Here is a 20,701-nt window from a genome sequence, read left to right as displayed (position 1 = left end):
CGGGGGTGTTCTATGTGGTCCATTCACTGCCTTTGATGCTGTGCGCAAGGGGGGACTTGAACCCCCACGCCCGAAGGCACAGGAACCTAAATCCTGCGTGTCTGCCAATTTCACCACTCGCGCCGGCTGATGGCCGGCGCCCCAGGGGCGGCCCGCCATCGGCCTCCAGTGTACCTGCTAGTTGTCCAGCTTGAGGTCCCTGCGGAGCTTGGCAACATGCCCGGTTGCACGCACGTTGTATTGCGCCAGGGACACTTTTCCTTCGGGATCCACCACCACCGTGGACCGGATCAGTCCCATGTAGGTCTTGCCGTAGTTCTTCTTCTCGCCCCAAGCCCCGTAGGCCTCAGCCACAGCATGGTCCTCGTCCGAGAGGAGCGGGAAGGTCAGTTGTTCTTCGGATGCAAACTTCGCCAGTGCTTTGACGGGATCGGGAGAGATGCCAACAACCTCATAGCCTGCAGCCTGCAGTGAAGCCAGGGTGTCGCGGAAGTCACAGGCTTCCTTGGTGCAGCCGGGGGTTGATGCTGCCGGATAGAAATAGACGATGGTTTTGCGTCCGCGGAAGTCCGCCAAGCCAACGCTTTTACCGGTTTCATCCAGAAGTGAGAAGTTCGGGGCGACGTCGCCCGGGATAAGTCGTTCTGCCACAATATGCTCCTAGCTGGGGATCGCGATTTCCCAGTTTAGTGGGGTGAAGCCGCACTGGCTCCCCGTCCGCGCATATACTGTCGGCATGCCAGATATGGAGAGATGGCCCACCACCCGATTGCTTTCGACAGCTGCGCGCCTGGTGGAAATCTCGTGGAACGAAAAATTGAAGTCCATCGGCCTTACCCACGCCGGGGTCATAGCCATGCAGGTGCTTGCTGCCAAAGGTGCAATAACGCAGGCAGCATTGGCCGAAGTTGCGCGGGTCAAGGCCCAGACAATGGGTACCACTCTTGCGCGGTTGGAGCTGCACGGGCACATCACGCGCCAGCGCAGCGACTCCGACCGCAGAAGCCACGTGGTGACCCTTACGGATGCCGGCAGTGCAGCGCTTGCCGAAGCGGTAAAGCTTGAGCAGGACGTCCTGTCTCCGGTTGCCGTTGATACTGCACGGTTGCGTGAGGAGCTGAGGATCGTAGTCCGGGGGCTGGCTGGTTTGCCTGCTCCCGAGCAGGAACCCAGCGAAGGCGCAGCTGACGCAGCTGACGCAGCACAGAGCTGACTTACACCAAGGCCCAGACCGAGGCGTTCCTGCCCGGAGCGCCTCGGCCAGGCCAAACAAAAAGGCTCCGGATCGTTTTCACGATCCGGAGCCTTTTTGTTATTGGTGCACCCCCCGGGACTCGAACCCGGAACCCATTGATTAAGAGTCAATTGCTCTGCCAGTTGAGCTAGAGGTGCAGCTGTTGACCAAGTCTTCGATGAATTCGCATTCCTCGTTGAGCTCCGCAACGAGGAATAACTCTACACGAGATTTGGACTGTTCAAAACCAAAAGGAGTGGGGGAGTGATGCATGCCATGACGGGGTGATTCCACGGTGGAAGGAGAAATAAAAAAAGCCCTGGAGTGAAAATCACTCCAGGGCTTCCTTGGTGCACCCCCCGGGACTCGAACCCGGAACCCATTGATTAAGAGTCAATTGCTCTGCCAGTTGAGCTAGAGGTGCAGCTGTTGAATTCGACCAACCTTTGGGGCTTTTGTTTCCCCGGCGATCTCCGCAACGACATGAAACTATACACGAGATCCGCCCAACTGCGAAATCGACCCGTACAGGGTGGCCGGCGCTAGGGCGAGACCCTCAGAATCAGCGCAAAGTCGGGGTTCCGGTTGTTACTGATCACCCACAGGGTGCCGTCGGGGGCCCGGGCAACATCCCTGAGGCGCCCATATTGTCCTGTGAAATAAGCCACAGGTTTTCCTGCCGTCTCTTCGTCGAGCGGCACGCTCCACAGCCGTTGGCCACGAAGGGCACCTGTGTAGGCCACGTTGCCAACAATCTCCAGTCCGCTCGGAGACGCTTCGGACGTTGAAGGCCACACCACCTTGGCATCAATCAGGCCGCTCCTGCCCGGAGCTCCGGTCACAGTGGGCCACCCGTAGTTGCCACCCGGGGTGATCAGGTTCAATTCATCATCCACGTCAGGTCCGAACTCGCTGGCCCATAGCCTGCCCTCGTTGTCCCATGCCAGTCCTTGGACGTTCCTGTGCCCGTAGCTGAACACGGGATTGTCGCCGAAGGGATTGCCCGGGGCAGGCCGCCCATCAGGGGTAAGGCGCAGGATCTTGCCGCCCAAAGCGTTGATGTCCTGGGGCTGTTCCCGCCGCTGTGAATCCCCCGTGCCTGCATACAGGAAACCGTCTGGACCAAAGCGGATCCGGCCGCCGTTGTGGGTGGATGCCTTGGAAATTCCGGAGAAGACAACCTCCGGCTCGCCCAGGGACAACGAGCCATCCGGGCCCTGCATCAGGGTCATCCTGGCAATCCGGTTGTCGGTGGCGGAGGTGAAGTACGCATACAGCCAGCGGTCACTGCCGAAGGATGGAGACAACGCAAGGCCCAGGAGGCCGCCTTCACCTCCCGGTTCGACGCCGGGAACCTCACCTACCGTACGGGCCTGCCCGTCCCTGATCGCTTTGACTTGGGCGGAGTCGCGCTCGGACACCACTGCTGTTCCGTCCGGGAGGAACACCACCGACCACGGCAGCTGCAACCCGACGTCGAGCTTTTCAGTGACGACAGGAGTCCCGGGTCCATCGGGGCTGGAGCTTGGGTTTGGCGTCGCCGCTGTTCCTGGCGCTGACGGGCTGCCCGTACAGCCTGCCAGCACCAGGGCAATGGCACAGGCCGGAAGGAACGCGCGCAAACTGCGTGCTGCCCGTGCGTGCCTGCCCATCGACGTCACCATCAGATCGCTGTAACCCTCAGAAGCCCTGCTGGATAGACCCTTCAGTGCCGGCTGCGCCTGGGAGGCCTGAAGCCGGCGGCCTCAGCGTGGGCCGCCGATTCGAACCACACGTCTGCGGCAACTTCTTCATAGCCTGCGGTGTCTTCGTCGTAGTACGTCATGGCCGTTGCGCTGGCCTTCACGGGGTAGGCGTCGGCCTGAGTGCTGGAGGAGCCTGTTCCGTAGGGGTGGTCGGCGGCGAGGTGACCCGATGTTGCGGGGTCCTCCGCTGCTGCGGACTCGGCGCCCGGCAGGGTGGGGGAGTGGACGTCCGTGTATTCGTGATGGTGGACAGGGGTGCCGGACGAGTCCGTCCAGGACGTTTCCCACTCGGCCTTGTCTGCCGACTCAGACGTCGCTGCAGTGGCATCCTCGCCTGCAGGCTCATCCTTGGCCGGAAGCGCCGAAGCACCGGCGGGCTCCGAAGCTCCGGCTCGATCCGCAGTGCCGGCATCCCAATCGTCAACGTCGCCGGCATCGGCCGAGTGCACCGTTGCGCCGCTGTTGACTGTGTCGCTGTTGACCGTGTCGCTGGTGACTGTGTCGGCGGCGACTATGTCTGAGTTGACTGTTGGTTCTGCCACCACGGGTTCCCCGACCTCCGGTTCCTCCACCACCGGAGCAGCAATGACAGGCTCATCCACAGTGAGGCCAGGCGTGGCGGCCGGCTGCGGTTCCGTAGACATGGCTTCGGGCGAATCCCGGACTTCACCCATGGGGGAGGTGCGATCAGCGCCAGCGCCAGCGCCAGCGTCAGCGTCACTGTCAGTGTCGGTGACAGGGCCAGCGCCAGCGTCAGTCACAGTGCCACTCTCAGTGGACAGCGCGGCGTCGGCCGCTTCCTGGTCCCTGCGCGCTTTGAGCTGGGCAGGTTCATCTGCCAGGGACTCGTCCACTGCAGGTGCCGGGTCCTCAAATGGCTCCCCGGATGGCTCCCCGGCGGTGGGACCGCTGCCCTCTGCGGCAGCTTTGCCCAGGTTGGTGACGCCGGCAAGTCCGGCTACTCCCGCCGCTGCTGCGGCCGTATCCGGCAGGGAAGCGGTGTTGGCGGGTTCCATTGCCGCGGGTGCTTGAGTCGAGGAGGAATTACGTGATTTGTTGCGGTTCAATAGCCACCAAATAATGGCAACGACCAACACAATGACAATGACCCAAATTATCCAGTCCATGTGGATGCCCTTCTGCTCACAGGGGTGCAGTTCGTGGTGTTCCTGACGTTACGTGCCTCCCCATGGGCTGTCCAGCGTTTGACCTGCTGTTCCATGGAAATTTGCCGCCCCTGCAGGCCATAATTCCGGCGCCGGAAATGGCTGGAAAGCCAATTCCTCCGGGGTCGCCTAGGCTGGCTGAATGGATTTCAAGAGGCTGCAGATTCTGCGCGAGTTGGCAGACCGGCAAAGCGTCGGTGCCACAGCTGAAGCAATGAATGTCACGGCTTCTGCCGTCTCGCAGCAATTGAAGACACTGCAGGCGGAAATCGGTGTTGTGCTGGTGGAAAAAGTCGGCCGGGGCGTCCAGTTGACCGAAGCTGGATATGCCATGGCGGCCGCTGCTGCGGACATAGCCACTGCAATGGCGCGCGCTGAGTCCACCATCGACACCTACAGGAAAGGCTGGCAGACCCGTGTCTCGGCGGCTTTCTTCCCCAGTGCCGCCGAAATGCTCCTGCCCGGGGTGCTGCATCGGGTATCCGCGGTGGAAGGGCTGACTTTTGACGCGTACTTCGAAGACCCGGGAACCGCCCACTTCGCGCCGCTGGTGGCGGACTACGACATTGTCCTGGCCCACAGCGTGGATGGGCCGGACGTATTTGCCCGCCAAGGACCGACGGTTGTCCCGCTGCTCGAAGAGGCCCTGGACGTCGCCATGCCCGCCGGACATCCGCTGGCAGCGAAGGCACGTTTGAGCCCGGGGGATGTGGTTGACTACCCGTGGATCGGCGTGCCGGAGGGGTTTCCCTTCGACACTGTCCTTCGCCAGATCGAGCTCCATGCAGGCCGTCAAGCCAGGCGCGGCCAGCGGTATCCGGACCTGCGGGTATTGGAAGCGCTGGTGGTCGCCGGCCACGGGATCTGCCTCCTGCCGCGCTATACCGCCCGGGCCAGTGCCCGGCGTGGACTGGTGCTCCGGCCGTTGACTGACGTGAAAGCCAGCAGGAGCATTGTTGCCCTGTCCCGTCAGGAGGTTGCAGCCAGGGGCACAATCGCCATGGTCCTTGACATGCTCAGGAACGAGGCCGCGGCGATCGCCAGGGAGCTCCAGGATGCTCCCGGGCGAACCTGAACCCCCGGACAGCCGGGGGCCGGACCACAAGGGAACGCGCCGGTGTCCTGCAATATTCGGCCGATCCCGCTTAACGCGGCAGCGAACAGCGGTGGCCGGGCCTGCGTACCCATAGACTTTGGTCATGAGTGACACTGAGATTGCGACACACACCACGCCGGATATCAAGCCACGCAGCCGGGTGGTCACTGACGGCATCCACGCTGCACCTGCCCGTGGGATGTTCCGTGCAGTGGGCATGGGGGACGACGACTTCGCCAAACCCCAGATCGGCGTCGCCAGTTCCTGGAATGAAATTACCCCCTGCAACCTCTCCCTTAACCGGCTTGCACAAGGCGCCAAGGAAGGCGTCCATGCCGGTGGGGGCTTTCCCATGCAGTTCGGCACGATTTCCGTCTCGGACGGCATTTCCATGGGGCATGAAGGCATGCACTTCTCTCTGGTTTCCCGCGAAGTCATTGCCGACTCCGTGGAAACGGTGATGCAGGCCGAACGGATCGACGGTTCGGTCCTGCTGGCCGGTTGCGACAAATCACTTCCCGGAATGCTGATGGCTGCTGCCCGCCTGGACCTCGCATCGGTGTTCCTCTACGCCGGGTCCATCATGCCCGGCTGGGTCAAGCTTGAGGACGGCTCGGAAAAGGAAGTCACCCTCATCGATGCCTTCGAAGCTGTCGGTGCCTGCGCTGCAGGCAAGATGAGCATGGAAGACCTCACCCGGATCGAAAAAGCCATTTGCCCGGGCGAAGGTGCCTGCGGCGGTATGTACACGGCGAACACCATGGCCTGCATCGGCGAAGCCTTGGGGATGTCCCTTCCCGGTTCCGCCGCCCCGCCTTCGGCAGACCGGCGTCGTGATGACTTCGCCCGTAAGTCCGGGGAAGCGGTGGTGAACCTGCTGCGCCTGGGGATCACAGCCCGGGACATCATGACCAAGAAGGCCTTTGAAAACGCCATTGCGGTAACCATGGCTTTCGGTGGTTCCACCAATGCCGTCCTGCACTTGCTGGCAATTGCCCGCGAGGCAGAAGTCGAGCTGACCCTTGATGACTTCAACCGTATCGGTGACAAGATTCCCCACCTTGGCGACCTGAAGCCTTTTGGCCGCTACGTCATGACCGATGTGGACAAGATTGGCGGCGTTCCCGTCATCATGAAGGCACTGCTCGACGCCGGCCTGCTGCATGGCGACTGCCTCACCGTCACCGGCAAGACCCTCGCCGAGAACCTCGCCTCCATCAACCCGCCGGACCTCGACGGCAAGATCCTCCGGGCGCTGGACAACCCCATCCACAAGACCGGCGGCATCACCATCCTCCACGGCTCCATGGCACCTGAAGGCGCAGTGGTGAAGAGCGCCGGCTTCGACGCCGACGTCTTCGAAGGCACCGCCCGCGTATTCGAGCGTGAACAAGGCGCCCTCACTGCGCTGGACAACGGCGAAATCCATAAGGGTGACGTGGTGGTGATCCGCTACGAAGGCCCCAAGGGCGGCCCCGGCATGCGCGAGATGCTGGCCATTACCGGCGCCATCAAGGGGGCAGGGCTGGGCAAGGATGTCCTGCTGCTCACCGATGGCCGGTTCTCCGGCGGCACAACCGGACTCTGCATTGGCCACGTTGCCCCTGAAGCGGTCGACGGCGGTCCCATCGCCTTTGTGAAGGACGGGGACCGCATCCGCGTCGACATCGCTGCACGCTCGTTCGACCTCCTGGTGGACGAGGCGGAGCTCGAAGCCCGCAAGGAGGGCTGGGAGCCGCTGCCGGCGAAGTTCACCAAGGGTGTCCTTGCCAAGTACGCCAAGCTTGTCCACAGCGCCTCAACGGGGGCGTACTGCGGATAATTCCTGTCTGGGACTCCGGCTGCCGCAGGGCCGCCGGAGTCCGGCAGGCGGACATGGCTGTCCAAATAGTGAGATACGATAGTGGTCAATTGACACGTATCTCACTTAGAGGGAACACTGAACGCATGATCACATTCGTTACCGTCGGCGTCGTCGTCCTTACCAAGCGCGTGGCTTAGCCCGACTGGTAACGAACCGTCACGCGCAAACCCCTCGAAGAGCCGGAAGGCTGAGGGGTTTTTTTATTCCCCCAAGCAAGACCCATCTATTGAAGATCCACTAAGGAAGAGTCCGATGAGCAAAGGATCGCCGATCAGCCCCTCGCTGATGGCTGCAAAGTCCGCTGGAGCCCACAAAGCTCCGGAAAAGGTCGACCGTACGGCTGAGGCCGTCGTCGTCGACGCTGCTGCACCTCTCTCTCCTGTACTTGGGCCGAACACCGTTGTACCCCCAACGGTGATGTCCGGCTCGCAAGCAATTGTCCGCTCGCTCGAAGAACTCGGCGTGGACGATATTTTCGGTTTGCCCGGTGGCGCGATCCTGCCCACCTACGACCCCTTGATGGCCTCCAGCATGAATCACATCCTGGTCCGTCACGAACAGGGAGCCGGCCACGCCGCGCAAGGCTACGCCATGGTTACCGGACGGGTTGGAGTTTGCATCGCCACCTCCGGCCCCGGTGCCACCAACCTCGTTACCGCCATCATGGATGCCCACATGGACTCCGTGCCGATGGTGGCCATCACCGGACAGGTCTCCAGTGGAGTCATCGGCACCGATGCCTTCCAGGAAGCTGACATCGTGGGTATCACGATGCCCATCACCAAGCACTCGTTCCTGGTGACGGACCCCAACGACATCCCGCATGTGATGGCCGAGGCATTCCACCTCGCCTCCACGGGTCGTCCGGGCCCGGTCCTGGTGGACATCGCCAAGGACGCCCAAGTGGGCCAGATGACGTTCTCCTGGCCTCCGAAGGTGGACCTGCCGGGCTACCGTCCCGTGGTGCGTGGACACAACAAGCAGGTCCGCGAAGCTGCCAAGCTGATCGCTGCTGCCAGCAAGCCCGTGCTGTACGTCGGCGGCGGCGTGGTCAAGGGCCATGCCTCGGCCGAACTCATGGAACTTGCCCTGGCTACCGGCGCTCCCGTGGTTACCACCTTGATGGCCCGTGGTGCTTTCCCTGATTCGCACCCGCAACATGTCGGCATGCCCGGTATGCACGGCTCGGTCTCCGCCGTGACCGCACTTCAGCAAGCAGACCTCCTGATCACCCTTGGGGCCCGCTTTGATGACCGCGTGACGGGCGTGCTGAAGACCTTCGCCCCGTTTGCCAAGGTCATCCACGCTGACATCGACCCGGCTGAGATCTCCAAGAACCGCACCGCCGACGTCCCGATCGTTGGTTCGGTCAAGGAGATCATTCCCGAACTCACCGAAGCCGTGAAGACGCAGTTTGAATTGAGCGGAACACCGGACCTGGATTCCTGGTGGGCCTTCCTCGGCAACTTGCGCGATACGTACCCGCTGGGCTGGACCGAGCCGGAAGACGGACTCACCGCACCGCAGCGCGTCATCAAGCGGATCGGTGAACTCACAGGTCCCGAAGGCATCTACGTTGCCGGCGTGGGCCAGCACCAGATGTGGGCTGCCCAGTTCATCAAGTACGAACGGCCGCACGCCTGGCTGAACTCCGGTGGAGCAGGAACCATGGGATACTCGGTTCCGGCGGCCATGGGTGCCAAGGTCGGTGAACCGGATCGCGTGGTCTGGGCCATCGACGGTGACGGCTGCTTCCAGATGACAAACCAGGAACTGGCCACCTGTGCCATCAACAACATCCCCATCAAGGTGGCCATCATCAATAACTCCTCGCTGGGCATGGTCCGCCAATGGCAGACGCTGTTCTACGAGGGCCGCTACTCCAACACGGACCTGAACACAGGCCACGACACCGTCCGGATTCCGGACTTCGTGAAGCTGGCCGACGCCTACGGTTGCGCTGCACTGCGGTGCGAGCGTGACGAGGACATTGACGCCACTATCCAGAAGGCACTCGAGATCAATGACCGCCCCGTGGTCATCGACTTCGTGGTCAGCCCCAACTCGATGGTGTGGCCCATGGTGCCTTCAGGTGTCAGCAATGACCAGATCCAGGTTGCCCGCAACATGACCCCGGAATGGGAAGAGGAGGACTAGGCATGACCCGCCACACACTGTCCGTTCTGGTAGAAGACAAGCCCGGCGTGCTGACCCGCGTGGCCAGCCTGTTTGCCCGGCGCGCGTTCAACATCAATTCCCTGGCTGTGGGACCCACCGAGGTCCCTGGCATGTCCCGCATGACGGTTGTCGTCGACGCCGACGGCGACCTGATCGAGCAGGTCACCAAGCAGCTCAATAAGTTGGTCAACGTCATCAAGATCGTTGAGCTGACTTCCGAATCTTCCGTACAACGTGACCACATCCTGGTCAAAGTACGTGCGGATGCCGCGACACGCCTGCAGGTTACCCAGGCTGCAGACCTGTTCCGTGCCGCAGTCGTCGACGTGTCCACAGACTCGTTGGTGATCGAGGCAACCGGTACCCCCGAGAAGCTCGCCGCACTGCTTTCAGTGCTCGAGCCGTTCGGCATCCGTGAAATCGTGCAGTCCGGCACCTTGGCCGTTGGACGGGGATCCCGCTCCATGAGTGACAGGGCGCTCCGCTCCGCGTGAGCAGAACGTCCAGTACCGCAGCACCACAATCAATATCTAAGAAAACCACTCAAGAGGAGTTACGCAAGTGACTGAAATGTTCTACGACGACGACGCAGACCTGTCGATCATCCAGGGCCGCAAAGTAGCCATCGTTGGCTACGGCTCCCAGGGCCACGCCCACGCGCTTAACCTGCGCGATTCCGGCGTCGAGGTTGTTATTGCGCTGAAGGACGGCTCCAAGTCGGCCGCCAAGGCAGAGGACGCCGGCTTCACCGTCAAGAACGTTGCGGACGCCGCCGAATGGGCAGATGTCATCATGATCCTGGCACCGGACCAGCACCAGCGCGCGATCTACAACGACTCCATCAAGGACAAGCTGACCGAGGGCAAGGCACTTGCTTTCGCCCACGGCTTCAACATCCGCTTCGGCTACATCGAGGCTCCGGCCGGCGTTGACGTCATCCTGATCGCACCGAAGGCGCCGGGCCACACGGTTCGCCGCGAATTCGAAGCCGGCCGCGGTATCCCGGACATCATTGCAGTGGAGCAGGACGCCTCAGGCTCGGCCTGGGACCTGGCGAAGTCCTACGCCAAGGCTATCGGTGGTACCCGCGCCGGTGTCATCAAGACCACCTTCACCGAAGAGACCGAAACCGACCTCTTCGGCGAGCAGTCCGTTCTTTGTGGCGGCGTTTCCCAGCTGGTCCAGTACGGCTTTGAAACCCTGACCGAAGCCGGCTACCAGCCGCAGATCGCCTACTTCGAGGTCCTCCACGAGCTCAAGCTCATTGTTGACCTCATGTGGGAGGGCGGCATCGCCAAGCAGCGCTGGAGCGTTTCGGACACCGCAGAGTACGGCGACTACGTCTCCGGCCCGCGCGTCATCACCCCCGAGGTGAAGGAAAACATGAAGGCTGTCCTCGCCGACATCCAGAGCGGTGCGTTCGCCAAGCGCTTCATCGACGACCAGGACAACGGCGGTACCGAGTTCAAGGAACTTCGCGCCAAGGCAGAGCAGCACCCGATCGAAGAGGTCGGCCGCGAACTGCGCTCCCTCTTCTCCTGGCAGCAGCAGGACGCTGACTACGTTGAAGGTTCCGCAGCCCGCTGATCCTTCGGCGCCGGCCTAAAGGCCTCCGCCACATAACGACGCGCCCGCCCGGTGGACAAAGCCGGGCGGGCGTTGCCGTATCACCGGCATTGCGACCATGTTTTCATCAGCGGCCTTGGCTGTGAACTTCTTCACAACGGCCGCCGGCCCGGCCGTAACATCCCCCGCCGGCAGCGGAATCCCGGCCCGTATTCGATATTCTGGGCTGGTCCCGGCGCCGTGCCCCGGGCCACGCATCCGCTCCTTGTCCAGTCCTGTCCCAAAAGTTGTCCAAAGTAAGGTGCCTCCCCGTGTCAGCCAGCAAACCCGTCGTCCTCCTCGCCGAGGAACTTTCGCCCGCCACAGTCGAGGCTTTGGGCCCGGACTTTGAAATCCGACAGACCGACGGCGCAGACCGTTCGCAGCTGCTGTCCGCAATCGCCGACGTCGATGCCATCCTGGTCCGCTCGGCTACCCAGGTGGACGCCGAAGCCATTGCCGCCGCGAAGAACCTGAAGGTCATCGCCCGTGCCGGCGTCGGACTGGACAACGTGGACATCAAGGCCGCCGCCACGCAGGCAGGCGTCATGGTGGTCAACGCCCCGACGTCCAACATCGTCTCCGCAGCCGAGCTGACCGTTGGCCACATCCTCAGCTTGGCACGCCACATTCCGCAGGCGAGCTCCGCGCTGAAGAATGGCGAGTGGAAGCGCTCCAAGTACACGGGCATCGAACTCTTCGAAAAGAAGATCGGCATCATCGGCCTGGGCCGCATCGGTGCTTTGGTGGCAGCGCGCCTGCAGGGCTTCGATACCCAGATCCTGGCGTACGACCCCTACATCACCTCGGCCCGTGCCGCCCAGCTGGGCGTCAAGCTGGTCACCCTGGACGAACTCCTGGAGAATTCCGACTTCATCACCATCCACATGCCCAAGACGCCCGAAACAGTGGGGATGCTGGGCGCTGATGCTTTCCGCAAGATGAAGGAAACCGCCTACGTGGTCAACGTAGCCCGCGGCGGCCTCGTGGATGAAGAAGCACTCCACATTGCGTTGAAGGAAGGCCAGATTGCCGGAGCCGGCGTTGACGTCTTCGTCAAGGAGCCCAGCACCGACCTGCCGTTCTTCGAGTTCGACAACGTCATCGTGACTCCGCACCTGGGCGCTTCAACGGACGAAGCCCAGGAGAAGGCCGGGGTTTCCGTGGCCAAATCGGTTCGCTTGGCCCTTGCCGGTGAGCTGGTGCCCGACGCCGTGAACGTCGCCGGCGGAGTCATCGCCCCGGATGTCCGCCCGGGCATCCCGCTGATTGAAAAGCTGGGCCGCATCTTCACCGCACTGACGCACGCTTCGCTCACCCAGATCGACGTCGAAGTTGCAGGCGAGATTTCCTCGCTGGATGTCAAAGTGCTCGAGCTTGCTGCACTGAAGGGCGTTTTCGCCGATGTGGTCACCGAACAGGTCTCTTACGTCAACGCCCCTGTGATCGCCGAACAGCGCGGCATCAACACCCGCCTGATCACCACTCCGGATGCTGAGGACTACCGCAACGTCCTGACCATCCGTGGTGCCCTCAGCGATGGCTCCCAGATCTCCGTAGCCGGAACCCTCACGGGTCCCAAGCAGGTGGAAAAGCTGGTGGGCGTCAACGGGTACGACGTCGAAATCCCCATCAGCGAGCACTTGGTGGTGGTGGCCTACGCGGACCGTCCCGGCGTTATCGGCACCATCGGACACATCCTGGGCATGAACAACATCAATATCGGCGGCATGCAGGTTGCCCGCCAGACCGAAGGCGGCCAGGTTCTTGCCCTGCTGACCATCGACAGCTCCGTGCCACAGCAGGTCCTGGAAGCCATCAAGGCCGGCATTGGCGCGGACATGGTCCGGGAAGTGGACCTGGAGGACTAGGACTTTACCTGATTTCCATCAGCTGAGTTCGCGTGCCGGCGACACACCTTTGGCACGCTGGAGTGGCCGGTCTGCTTACAATGGCTGGGTCCGGGATTCGGACCCGGCAGCAGGCCGGCCACAACTTTTGCACCTACAGCCCGGTATTCCCTTGTGTCTTTTGAGGAGTTCCGGACTTTGCGTGCGCGCCCGCAATCAAGGTCTCAGGGAGCCCAATGAACGCCGTCCAAAGGTTCATCAGAAGCCGTGTGCTGCTGCTGACCGCGGCCATTTTGATCGTCGCTATGTGCTTGTCCGTCCTCGTCCAAAGCCAGTCGCAGGCTGCTTTGAACAGGACAGTGGATGAGAACTCGCGGGGTCTCTACGACATCCTGGTCCAGGCCAAGCCTGACCAGGACCAAGATGGCGACGGCGGTGCATTGATCCAGCCGGAAATCGCCAACGGCCAGGGCGGGATCAGCTTTGAACAGCTGGAAAAGATCCGCACCATGGGCCAGACGGCGGTTGCCGCCCCCATCAGCCTGGTCTCCCGCGTTTCGCAGAACCTTGAGGCTCCCCGCCTCAACGCCATGGACTACCTCGGCTACAACGCCGGCCTGGCCGGGGCTGTGACAGCGGGGGACCCCTCGGCCATGGATTCCAGCAAATGGCCGGCCGCCGAATCGGTGTTGTCCGATACGCCCAAGAAGTACCGGCTGACCGCCTCGGCCACGAGCTCCGACGGCGTGAACCAGCAAACACTCTTCAAGACCAGCGCAGAGGGCACCCTGGGCAAGGGCCGCTTGATCCAGGAGCAGGCTGCAGGCGGCTCCAACGTCAGGATTGCCGGACCCGAAGGTGAGACCGGGGTCAAGTTCCCGGCTCCCGCGCTTGGCTCCGAGCACAACCTGTTCAACCTCTCCGTAGCGCTGCCACTGGCACCTGAGGTGACCGAGTCCGTCGTCGCGGTTGACCCGGCGGCCGAGAGGGCGCTGCTGGGATCCGCAGGCGACTTCCTGGCGCCCCTCGAGAAGGCCCCGCCGGCTGATGCACGTGACGCCGGAGCAATCGGGCGCCACTTCGAAAGCCTCTTCACCACTGGCCTGAGCATGGACCAGTTGGAGGAGGGCCCCGACTTCCTGGGCGTCAAGCTCAAGTACTGGGCGCCGCTGATGACCCAGTACCAGCAGGCAAAGCGTGACGGGTTGCTGACCGACGATTCCCAGGCGATCCCGCTCATTGTCCGTTCCGGCACCTCCCTTGACCTGCAGTACTCGGTCAAAATCGAAGAACTGGACGCCGGCGGCAAGGTGGTCAACGAGGTCGGCACGGTCACGCGCAGCCTGGACAAGGATTACCTCCCGTTTGTCTCCAAGTCCCCGTTTGCCCTCGAATGGCCAGGCTCCACAGACCACAGCAAGCTGCTGGGGAGCACCGCTTCCTTCAGCCAGGGCCTGTACAACCCGGCAACCTGGAGCGCAGCATTCGCCGCTGCGCCCAAGTACAAGGACGGCGACGAAGCCTCCAATGGCGCCTCGGACAAGAGCGCGACGCCGGGGGACTGGGTTACGGTCAACCGTCTCCCGGAGAAGTCTTCCTTTGGTGCAGCCGTGGACCAGACCCAACGGAAGCCTGTTGATGAGCGCTCCTACCGGGAAGACCTGGAAACGGGCAAGAAACCGGCGGCACCGCTTCCCATGGTTTATGGCACCTTCGACCCCGCAGCCGTGCAGTCGGCAGCCGGTGATGTCAACAAGCTCCCCCTGGGCGGCTACGACCCCACTCCGATGACCCTCACCAAGGACGCTGAGGGCAAGGATGTAGCAGGCACGGAATTGAAGCCTTCGTTGAGCGCTACGGGGCTGGTCAGCCAGTCTGCCGGTGCCATTACCGACTACTACGGCCTCGCTGCAGCCCGCGGCTACGACACCAATGCCGACGTCATCGACGCCATCCGGGTCAAGGCTTCGGCTACCGGTAACTGGAAGACTGCCCAGCCTGAGGTGGAGAAGCTGGCCACCCAGATCCGTGAGCTCGGGCTGGAGGCCACCGTGGTGGCCGGTTCCGCACGCGAAGATGCCAACATTTTCGTCCCCGGCTACAGCAAGGACGACGCCGGCAAGGAATCACCCCTGGGCACCGTCCAGCAGTCTTGGGTCCGCCAGGATGCAGCCGACGCCGTCTCCGGTTCGCTGACCGGTACCAACATCACCCTGCTCTTCCTGACCCTGTTGGGCGCAACGCTCCTGACCGGCGCGTCGACGGTCAGCTACATCAGGCAGCGCCGGAGCGAAGCCGGCATTCTCAGGGCGATGGGCTGGACGCAGAAACGCATCCGGTCCTGGGTCCTTGAAGAATTTGCCGTAGGCGCGGCAGCCCTCGCTGCCGCCGGAGTCATCCTCAGCCTGCTCAGTTGGAACATCGCCACCGTGATCGTTTCAGTGACCATGCTGATCATCTACTGTGGAGCCGCCTGGCTGGCTGCCCAGCAGCTGCGCCACCGCGTGGTGATCGACCAGGAGCCGCAGCACGATGACCGCCTTGTAACGGTGGACTCTCCGTTGACCTTCGCCAACAGGCAACTCACCACCAACCGGTTCAACTCCATCTCCCTTGCGGTGGCGGTAGGTGTGTTCGGGGCTGCAGTAGGTGCCCTGATCGCGCTGCTGATCGATATTCCGCGGGCGGCCGGTGCCAGCGCCCTCAGTGGCCTGGCCGCTGCAAGCATCGCCTTGCCCAGCGTCATCCTGGCAGTCTTCGGAGTAGTGGTTGGCCTGCTGCTGACCCTCGTGACCGGTCGCTTTGAACTCCACGCCAAGCGGGAGTACCTCGGTACGTTGAAGGCCATGGGCTGGAACCCGGACATGCTGGGCCAGGTCCGCTTCTTCGAGAACGCCCTTGTAGGCACAGTGGCACTTCCCCTCGGCGTCCTCGGCGCCCTGGGACTCGGGTTGCTGCTGGCACCCTACGCGGCCCTGTGGGCCGGATTGGCCGGTCTGCTGGCCGTAATTTGCTGGATTCCGATTGCAACGAAAGTAGTCAAATGACTGACAAACTCAACCCCGAGCTGACGGCCACCCCGGAATCCACGGAAGAGTCGCTGCAGACCCGCGCCAACACGATCGTGAAGGCCGCTGACCACGCAACTCCCTTGGAACTGAGCCGCGTGACCATCCATTACGGTGGCGACAAAGGCGGCGCCGAGGAAGTGGACGTCGTCGACGACTTCAACCTCACCCTCCACGCCGGTGAGATGCACTGCATCGCCGGCCGAAGCGGTTCCGGCAAGACGAGCATCCTGACGGTGAGCGCCGGACTGACGCTCCCGACGTCGGGCAAGGTCTTTTGGGAGGGCCTGCCTCTGGAGACCATGGGCGATGACGAAATCGCCGACCGTCGCCGTGCACTCATCGGATATGTGGACCAGGGCGGCGCCTTGATCGACGGCATGAGCGCCCTGGAGAACGTCCTGCTTCCCGCCGTGCCTGACGGCGAAGTGGAGCAGCGGACCGAGATGGCCAAGGACCTCCTGGACCTGGTGGGCCTGGGACGCCGCATGCGCCACCGTCCCGCCCAGCTCTCCGGTGGTGAACGCCAGCGTGTGGCTATTGCCCGTGCCCTGATCCTGGGTACCCGCGTACTGGTGGTGGACGAGCCCACGGCCAGCTTGGACCGGGCCGCGGCCAACCGCATCATCGGGATCCTCAAGGACACCACCAGTGATGGCATCGCCGTGCTGGTGGCCTCCCACGACCACGAACTGGTCCGGCTCAGCGATACGCTGACGGAACTAAACTAAGCTATTTCATCCTAAATAAAGGTAACTTCTTAGAGTGACGTCTCCAGAGAAATCCCCGTTCTACATCACCACCGCAATCAGCTACCCCAACGGCGTGCCGCACATCGGCCACGCCTACGAGGTCATTGCCACCGATGCCATGGCGCGTTTCAAGCGCCTTGACGGCCATGAAGTGTTCTTCATGACCGGGACGGACGAGCACGGACTCAAGATGCAGCAGTCTGCCGAGAAGGAAGGCATCACTGCCAAGCAACTCGCGGACCGCAATTCCGCTGCCTTCCAGCAGATGAGCAAGGACCTGGGTATCTCCCACGACCGTTTCATCCGCACCACCGATCCCGATCACTATGCCGCTTCCCAAGCCATTTGGAAGAAGATGGAAGCCAACGGCGACATCTACCTCTCCAAATACGAAGGCTGGTACTCGGTCCGTGACGAGGCGTACTACGTCGAGGACGACACCGTAGTGAAGGATGACGGGCTCCGCTACTCCAAGGAGACTGACACCCTGGTCACCTGGACTGCTGAGGAGAGCTACTTCTTCCGGCTCTCCAACTACCAGGAAAAGCTTCTCGAGCTGTATGAGGCTCAGCCTGAATTCGGCGCACCGCAGTCCCGCTTCAACGAGGTCATCAGCTTCGTCAAGCGTGGTCTTGAGGACTTGTCGATCAGCCGCACCACCTTCGACTGGGGTGTTCCTGTTCCGGGCGATGAGAAGCACGTCATGTACGTCTGGGTTGACGCCCTCACCAACTACCTCACCGGCGTTGGCTACCCGGATATCGAGTCTGAATCCTTCAGGAAGTTCTGGCCCGCTGACGTCCACGTGATCGGCAAGGACATCTCGCGTTTCCATGCCATCTACTGGCCTGCGTTCTTGTTGAGCGCCGGACTGGAGCTGCCACAACGCGTCATGATCCACGGCTTCCTCACCAACAACGGCGTCAAGATGTCCAAGTCCCTCGGCAACGTGGTGGCCCCCCAGGATTTCGTAGCCCAGTACGGGCTGGACCAGTGCCGGTACTTCTTCCTCCGCGAAGTTCCTTTCGGTGCTGACGGCAACTACAACCACGAGGCAATCGTGGGCCGCATGAATTCGGACCTCGCCAACAACTTCGGAAACCTTGCCCAGCGTTCGTTGTCCATGGTGGCGAAGAACTGCGAAGGCAAGGTTCCGGTACCGGGCGCCTTCACTGCGGAGGACACTGCCTTGCTGGCACAGGCGGGGGAGTTGCTGGAGACAGCCCGCTCCGCCTTTGACAAGCAGGAATTCAGCAGGGCGCTGGAAGCCATCTGGACCGTGCTGGGCGACACCAACGCCTACTTTGCCGAGCAGGCCCCGTGGGTCCTGCGGAAGACGGACATCGAGCGTATGAACACGGTCCTGTACGTCACGTTGGAGGTAGTGAGGATCGTGGCGATCCTCGCCCAGCCGGTCATGCCGTCGTCGTCCGCCAAACTGCTTGAGGTGCTCGGCCAGGCCGAAGGTGAGGCCAGGCAGTTCGCCGCAATCGCCACGCCGATCGTTGCGGGCACACAGTTGCCGGCTCCGGCACCCGTCTTCCCCCGCTACGAGGAGCCCGCCGAGGCGTAAACCCTCTCCCACCTAACGGGCATCAATAAGAAACGCTCTCTCACTTCCTGCCGGGAAGTGGGAGAGCGTTTCTTATTTCAGGGGGATATGTGAAAGAGGGTCTAGGCGGTAGCCAGTCCCTCCACCGGGGAAAGTCGCGCCGCCCGCCGGGCCGGGATGACCGAGGCCAGCAGACCTGCCACCACAGCTACGCCAAAGACGGCGGCCAGTTGCAGCCACGGCACGGCCGGAACAACACTCGCTACCCCGCCCAGGGTTGCCTGTGCCCCGAGCCAGCCGTAGACGATGCCCATTCCCGCACCCATGATGGCGGCCACGCCGGCGACCAGTACGGCCTCGATGGCCAGCATTCCGCGGAGCTGGCCTTTGGTGAGGCCCAGCGCCCTGAGTAGCGAGTTCTCCCGGGTCCGTTCCAGGACCGAGAGGGACAAGGTGTTGGCCACCCCGATCAAGGCAATGACTACGGCCACACCCAGCAGCCCGGTGACAACCAACAGCAGCACGTCAATGATGCTGTTGAACGTCACCCGCTCGATGGCGGCCCCACTGACCGTGCGCTCCTGCACACCCAATGCCGCAGCAATGTCCTTCTGAAGGGCCTGCACTCTGTCCGTGGAGACCGAATCATCCAGTTTCACCCACACCATGGAGGCGGTTTCAGGCAGCGCAGAGGCAGGAATGCTGGAACTCTCCACGAACGCCGGAACGTGGCGGGTGCGCAGTACCTTGGCATCAAGGGACACGCTGCCTGCCGCAGTCGCGATGCTGGCAGGTCCTTCCGGAGAGTCCTCGGGAAGGTAGAGGGTTCCGGGACCAGGTTTCAGGTTGTTATCGCGCAGGACTTCCGCGGCATCGGCGGCGGAGATGCCATAGATGGTCTGGCCGCCGTCGGGGGTTGTTGTATCGCTGAGTGTTCCCACCGGTTCCAGCAGGACCGCCGCGCTGACGCCGTCGAGCCCTTTGATCCTCGCCAAAGCCTGATCGTGATCGCCTGAACCATCCACCGCAGTCTGGGCGGAAAGGTCCACAGGGTAGTTCTCGGCGAGGGTGTCGTTGAACGCCTGCCGCGAGGTGGCCGCTCCGGTCATCATGAGCGAGACCAAGGTGACGCCAATAAGCAGTGCCGCAGCCGTCGCCGAGGTGCGGGCAGGGTTGCGTGTGGCGTTCACGGCGGCGAGCTTGCCCGGCACTCCCGCCGGTGCCGCGAGCCGGCCTGCTACGGCAACAACTGTGGGGATGAACAGCGTGGAGCAAAGGAGAATGCCCACAAACGAGGCAGCGCCGCCCAGCAGGGCAACGCCCAGCGAGACGTTCACGCTGCCGTACGCCAGCGCCGCGGCGCCGCCCAGCAGGGTCACCAGCCCCAGGACCAGGCGCACCTTGCCCCGTTTGTTCCGGACGGACGCGTCATCGCTGGGGCGCAGCGCAGCAAGGGGCGCGACGGCGGTGGCCGCCTTTGCGGGAACCAGCGCCGCGACCACAGTCAACACTGTTCCGGCGACCAAGCCGGCAACAATGGCAGACGGTGGGACAGCCAACGTCGCAAAGGCCTGTTCCGGCTGGGACCTTGCCCAGGCAATCAGCCCGGTCATCAGGCCTGCAGCGGCCAGGACGCCCAGCACCGAGGACAGGAAACCAACCACCAAAGCTTCGAGCATGACCGAGCCGCGGATTTGTCCCCGGCCTGCTCCCAGGCACCGAAGAAGGGCCAGCTCCCTGGTTCTCTGGGCCACCAGAACGGAGAAGGTGTTCGCTACCACCAACGTGGAGACAAGGATGGCCACGCCGGCGAATGCGAGCAGCACTATGGTCAGCTGGTCCTGCCCCGCGCTCAGCATGGCCACAGTGGATGTGACCTTCTCCTGGGCCGTTTCCAGTACAGGAGATGCCGCTCCCGCCGCCTCCATCCGATGGGTGATGTACTCCTTGGCCGCCGCCGCGTCTTCGCCGGACTTGAGTGAAAACTGAACCCCGGTAAACCCGGCTCCGGCGTCCTGCACCGCGTTCAGGACGGCATCTGAGGCCACCAACTGTGCTGCCGAGGAGGAGAAAGGATCATTGGTGGCCTGGATCAGGCCGGTAATGCTGACTTTGGCGGTCTTGACAGGTCCTGCTCCGCGGAGTTCAAGCATGCTCCCCACGGACAGTCCAAGATGCTCAGCGGTCTTGACATCGATCACTGCCTCCGACGCCTTTGATGGCATGGAGCCGCTCTTCAACACAGCGCCCTCCAAGGATGCCGGCGCTGCGTTGCGAAGCCGCCCGTACTGCTCACCGCCGCCGGCTTCGAACATGACATAGGTGGACCGCTCGGCGTAGCTGTCCTCCACTGAAGGGGCGGAGACGGCAGCGTCCACAGCTGCCTGGGTAAACGCTTCGCCGTTCCTGGATGATGCAACCAGGTCGGCGTTGCGGTACGACTCGCCGATGCTGGCGCCCAGGGAGGCATTCGTGCTTGCACCCACCATCAGCGTCGCGGAGAGGAACATGACGGACAACATCACCGCGAGTCCGATGGCGACGAAACGCCGGAAATGCGTCGTCAATTGGGAAACGGCAACACGCAGCAT

At 62.8% G+C, this 20,701-nt stretch carries 14 protein-coding genes and 3 tRNA genes; 10 read left to right on the top strand and 7 right to left on the bottom strand.

Annotation, left to right across the window (positions count from 1 at the left end; all coding sequences use genetic code 11):
- Window positions 1–41: 41 nt before the first annotated feature.
- Both LDN85_RS13300 and bcp read right to left on the bottom strand, forming a co-directional pair.
- Window positions 42–123, bottom strand: a tRNA-Leu gene (locus tag LDN85_RS13300).
- Between the two features lie 54 nt (window positions 124–177).
- A complete protein-coding gene (gene bcp / locus LDN85_RS13295) occupies window positions 178–651 on the bottom strand; it encodes a thioredoxin-dependent thiol peroxidase (RefSeq protein ID WP_026540210.1) in 474 nt (157 codons plus the stop codon).
- Window positions 652–736: 85 nt separating this feature from the next.
- Here bcp and LDN85_RS13290 point away from each other — a divergent pair, with 85 nt between their 5' ends.
- Window positions 737–1,213, top strand: a complete 477-nt coding sequence (locus tag LDN85_RS13290) for a MarR family transcriptional regulator (protein WP_223943287.1) — start codon at window positions 737–739, stop codon at window positions 1,211–1,213.
- A gap of 103 nt (window positions 1,214–1,316) precedes the next feature.
- Here the strand turns inward: LDN85_RS13290 and LDN85_RS13285 are convergent.
- The 4 genes from LDN85_RS13285 to LDN85_RS13270 form a co-directional block, all read right to left on the bottom strand.
- Window positions 1,317–1,392, bottom strand: a tRNA-Lys gene (locus LDN85_RS13285).
- A 190-nt stretch (window positions 1,393–1,582) separates the two neighbouring features.
- Window positions 1,583–1,658 (bottom strand) — tRNA-Lys (locus LDN85_RS13280).
- A 118-nt stretch (window positions 1,659–1,776) separates the two neighbouring features.
- On the bottom strand, window positions 1,777–2,886 hold the full coding sequence (locus tag LDN85_RS13275) for a PQQ-dependent sugar dehydrogenase (RefSeq protein WP_223943286.1): 1,110 nt from the start codon (window positions 2,884–2,886) through the stop codon (window positions 1,777–1,779).
- A gap of 53 nt (window positions 2,887–2,939) precedes the next feature.
- Window positions 2,940–4,106, bottom strand: a complete 1,167-nt coding sequence (locus LDN85_RS13270; RefSeq protein ID WP_223943285.1) for a hypothetical protein — start codon at window positions 4,104–4,106, stop codon at window positions 2,940–2,942.
- Between the two features lie 181 nt (window positions 4,107–4,287).
- On the opposite strand from LDN85_RS13270, the gene LDN85_RS13265 reads away from it, so the two are divergent.
- The 9 genes from LDN85_RS13265 (at window position 4,288) to metG (ending at window position 18,131) form a co-directional block, all read left to right on the top strand.
- On the top strand, window positions 4,288–5,220 hold the full coding sequence (locus LDN85_RS13265; RefSeq protein ID WP_223943284.1) for a LysR family transcriptional regulator: 933 nt from the start codon (window positions 4,288–4,290) through the stop codon (window positions 5,218–5,220).
- Between the two features lie 124 nt (window positions 5,221–5,344).
- Window positions 5,345–7,063, top strand: a complete 1,719-nt coding sequence (gene ilvD, locus LDN85_RS13260) for a dihydroxy-acid dehydratase (RefSeq protein WP_223943283.1) — start codon at window positions 5,345–5,347, stop codon at window positions 7,061–7,063.
- A gap of 294 nt (window positions 7,064–7,357) precedes the next feature.
- Window positions 7,358–9,262: an acetolactate synthase large subunit gene (locus LDN85_RS13255; RefSeq protein ID WP_026540215.1), complete on the top strand. Its 1,905-nt coding sequence runs from the start codon at window positions 7,358–7,360 to the stop codon at window positions 9,260–9,262.
- A gap of 2 nt (window positions 9,263–9,264) precedes the next feature.
- Entirely contained in the window at window positions 9,265–9,777 is a 513-nt protein-coding gene (ilvN, locus tag LDN85_RS13250; protein WP_021470923.1) for an acetolactate synthase small subunit, read from the top strand.
- Between the two features lie 67 nt (window positions 9,778–9,844).
- Complete coding sequence (ilvC, locus tag LDN85_RS13245; protein ID WP_026540216.1) at window positions 9,845–10,870, top strand: ketol-acid reductoisomerase; 1,026 nt, start codon at window positions 9,845–9,847, stop codon at window positions 10,868–10,870.
- Window positions 10,871–11,160: 290 nt separating this feature from the next.
- A complete protein-coding gene (serA, locus tag LDN85_RS13240; RefSeq protein ID WP_223943282.1) occupies window positions 11,161–12,759 on the top strand; it encodes a phosphoglycerate dehydrogenase in 1,599 nt (532 codons plus the stop codon).
- Window positions 12,760–12,974: 215 nt separating this feature from the next.
- On the top strand, window positions 12,975–15,785 hold the full coding sequence (locus LDN85_RS13235; RefSeq protein WP_223943281.1) for an FtsX-like permease family protein: 2,811 nt from the start codon (window positions 12,975–12,977) through the stop codon (window positions 15,783–15,785).
- Entirely contained in the window at window positions 15,782–16,537 is a 756-nt protein-coding gene (locus LDN85_RS13230; protein ID WP_026540219.1) for an ATP-binding cassette domain-containing protein, read from the top strand. The genes LDN85_RS13235 and LDN85_RS13230 overlap by 4 nt, the downstream gene beginning before the upstream one ends.
- A 34-nt stretch (window positions 16,538–16,571) precedes the next feature.
- Window positions 16,572–18,131 (top strand): methionine--tRNA ligase, encoded by a 1,560-nt coding sequence (metG, locus tag LDN85_RS13225; protein ID WP_091550243.1) that lies wholly within the window; start codon window positions 16,572–16,574, stop codon window positions 18,129–18,131.
- 101 nt (window positions 18,132–18,232) lie between these two features.
- On the opposite strand, the gene LDN85_RS13220 is transcribed toward metG, so the two are convergent.
- Window positions 18,233–20,701 (bottom strand): ABC transporter permease, encoded by a 2,469-nt coding sequence (locus LDN85_RS13220; protein WP_223943280.1) that lies wholly within the window; start codon window positions 20,699–20,701, stop codon window positions 18,233–18,235.

This window comes from Arthrobacter sp. StoSoilB20 (assembly GCF_019977295.1).
GTDB classification, from domain to species: Bacteria; Actinomycetota; Actinomycetes; order Actinomycetales; family Micrococcaceae; genus Arthrobacter; species Arthrobacter nicotinovorans_A.
The sequence above is the reverse complement of the archived record's forward strand: the minus strand, read 5'-3'. Positions and strand labels throughout refer to the sequence as shown.

Bases quoted from the DNA above. Each gene is read 5' to 3' on its own strand.
- ilvN (WP_021470923.1), top strand. From the start codon at position 9,265: ATGACCCGCCACACACTGTCCGTTCTGGTAGAAGACAAGCCCGGCGTG.
- LDN85_RS13235 (WP_223943281.1), top strand. From the start codon at position 12,975: ATGAACGCCGTCCAAAGGTTCATCAGAAGCCGTGTGCTGCTGCTGACC.
- LDN85_RS13270 (WP_223943285.1), bottom strand. From the start codon at position 4,106: ATGGACTGGATAATTTGGGTCATTGTCATTGTGTTGGTCGTTGCCATT.
- ilvD (WP_223943283.1), top strand. From the start codon at position 5,345: ATGAGTGACACTGAGATTGCGACACACACCACGCCGGATATCAAGCCA.
- LDN85_RS13230 (WP_026540219.1), top strand. From the start codon at position 15,782: ATGACTGACAAACTCAACCCCGAGCTGACGGCCACCCCGGAATCCACG.
- LDN85_RS13275 (WP_223943286.1), bottom strand. From the start codon at position 2,886: ATGGGCAGGCACGCACGGGCAGCACGCAGTTTGCGCGCGTTCCTTCCG.
- LDN85_RS13220 (WP_223943280.1), bottom strand. From the start codon at position 20,701: ATGCTGCGTGTTGCCGTTTCCCAATTGACGACGCATTTCCGGCGTTTC.
- LDN85_RS13290 (WP_223943287.1), top strand. From the start codon at position 737: ATGCCAGATATGGAGAGATGGCCCACCACCCGATTGCTTTCGACAGCT.
- LDN85_RS13255 (WP_026540215.1), top strand. From the start codon at position 7,358: ATGAGCAAAGGATCGCCGATCAGCCCCTCGCTGATGGCTGCAAAGTCC.
- LDN85_RS13265 (WP_223943284.1), top strand. From the start codon at position 4,288: ATGGATTTCAAGAGGCTGCAGATTCTGCGCGAGTTGGCAGACCGGCAA.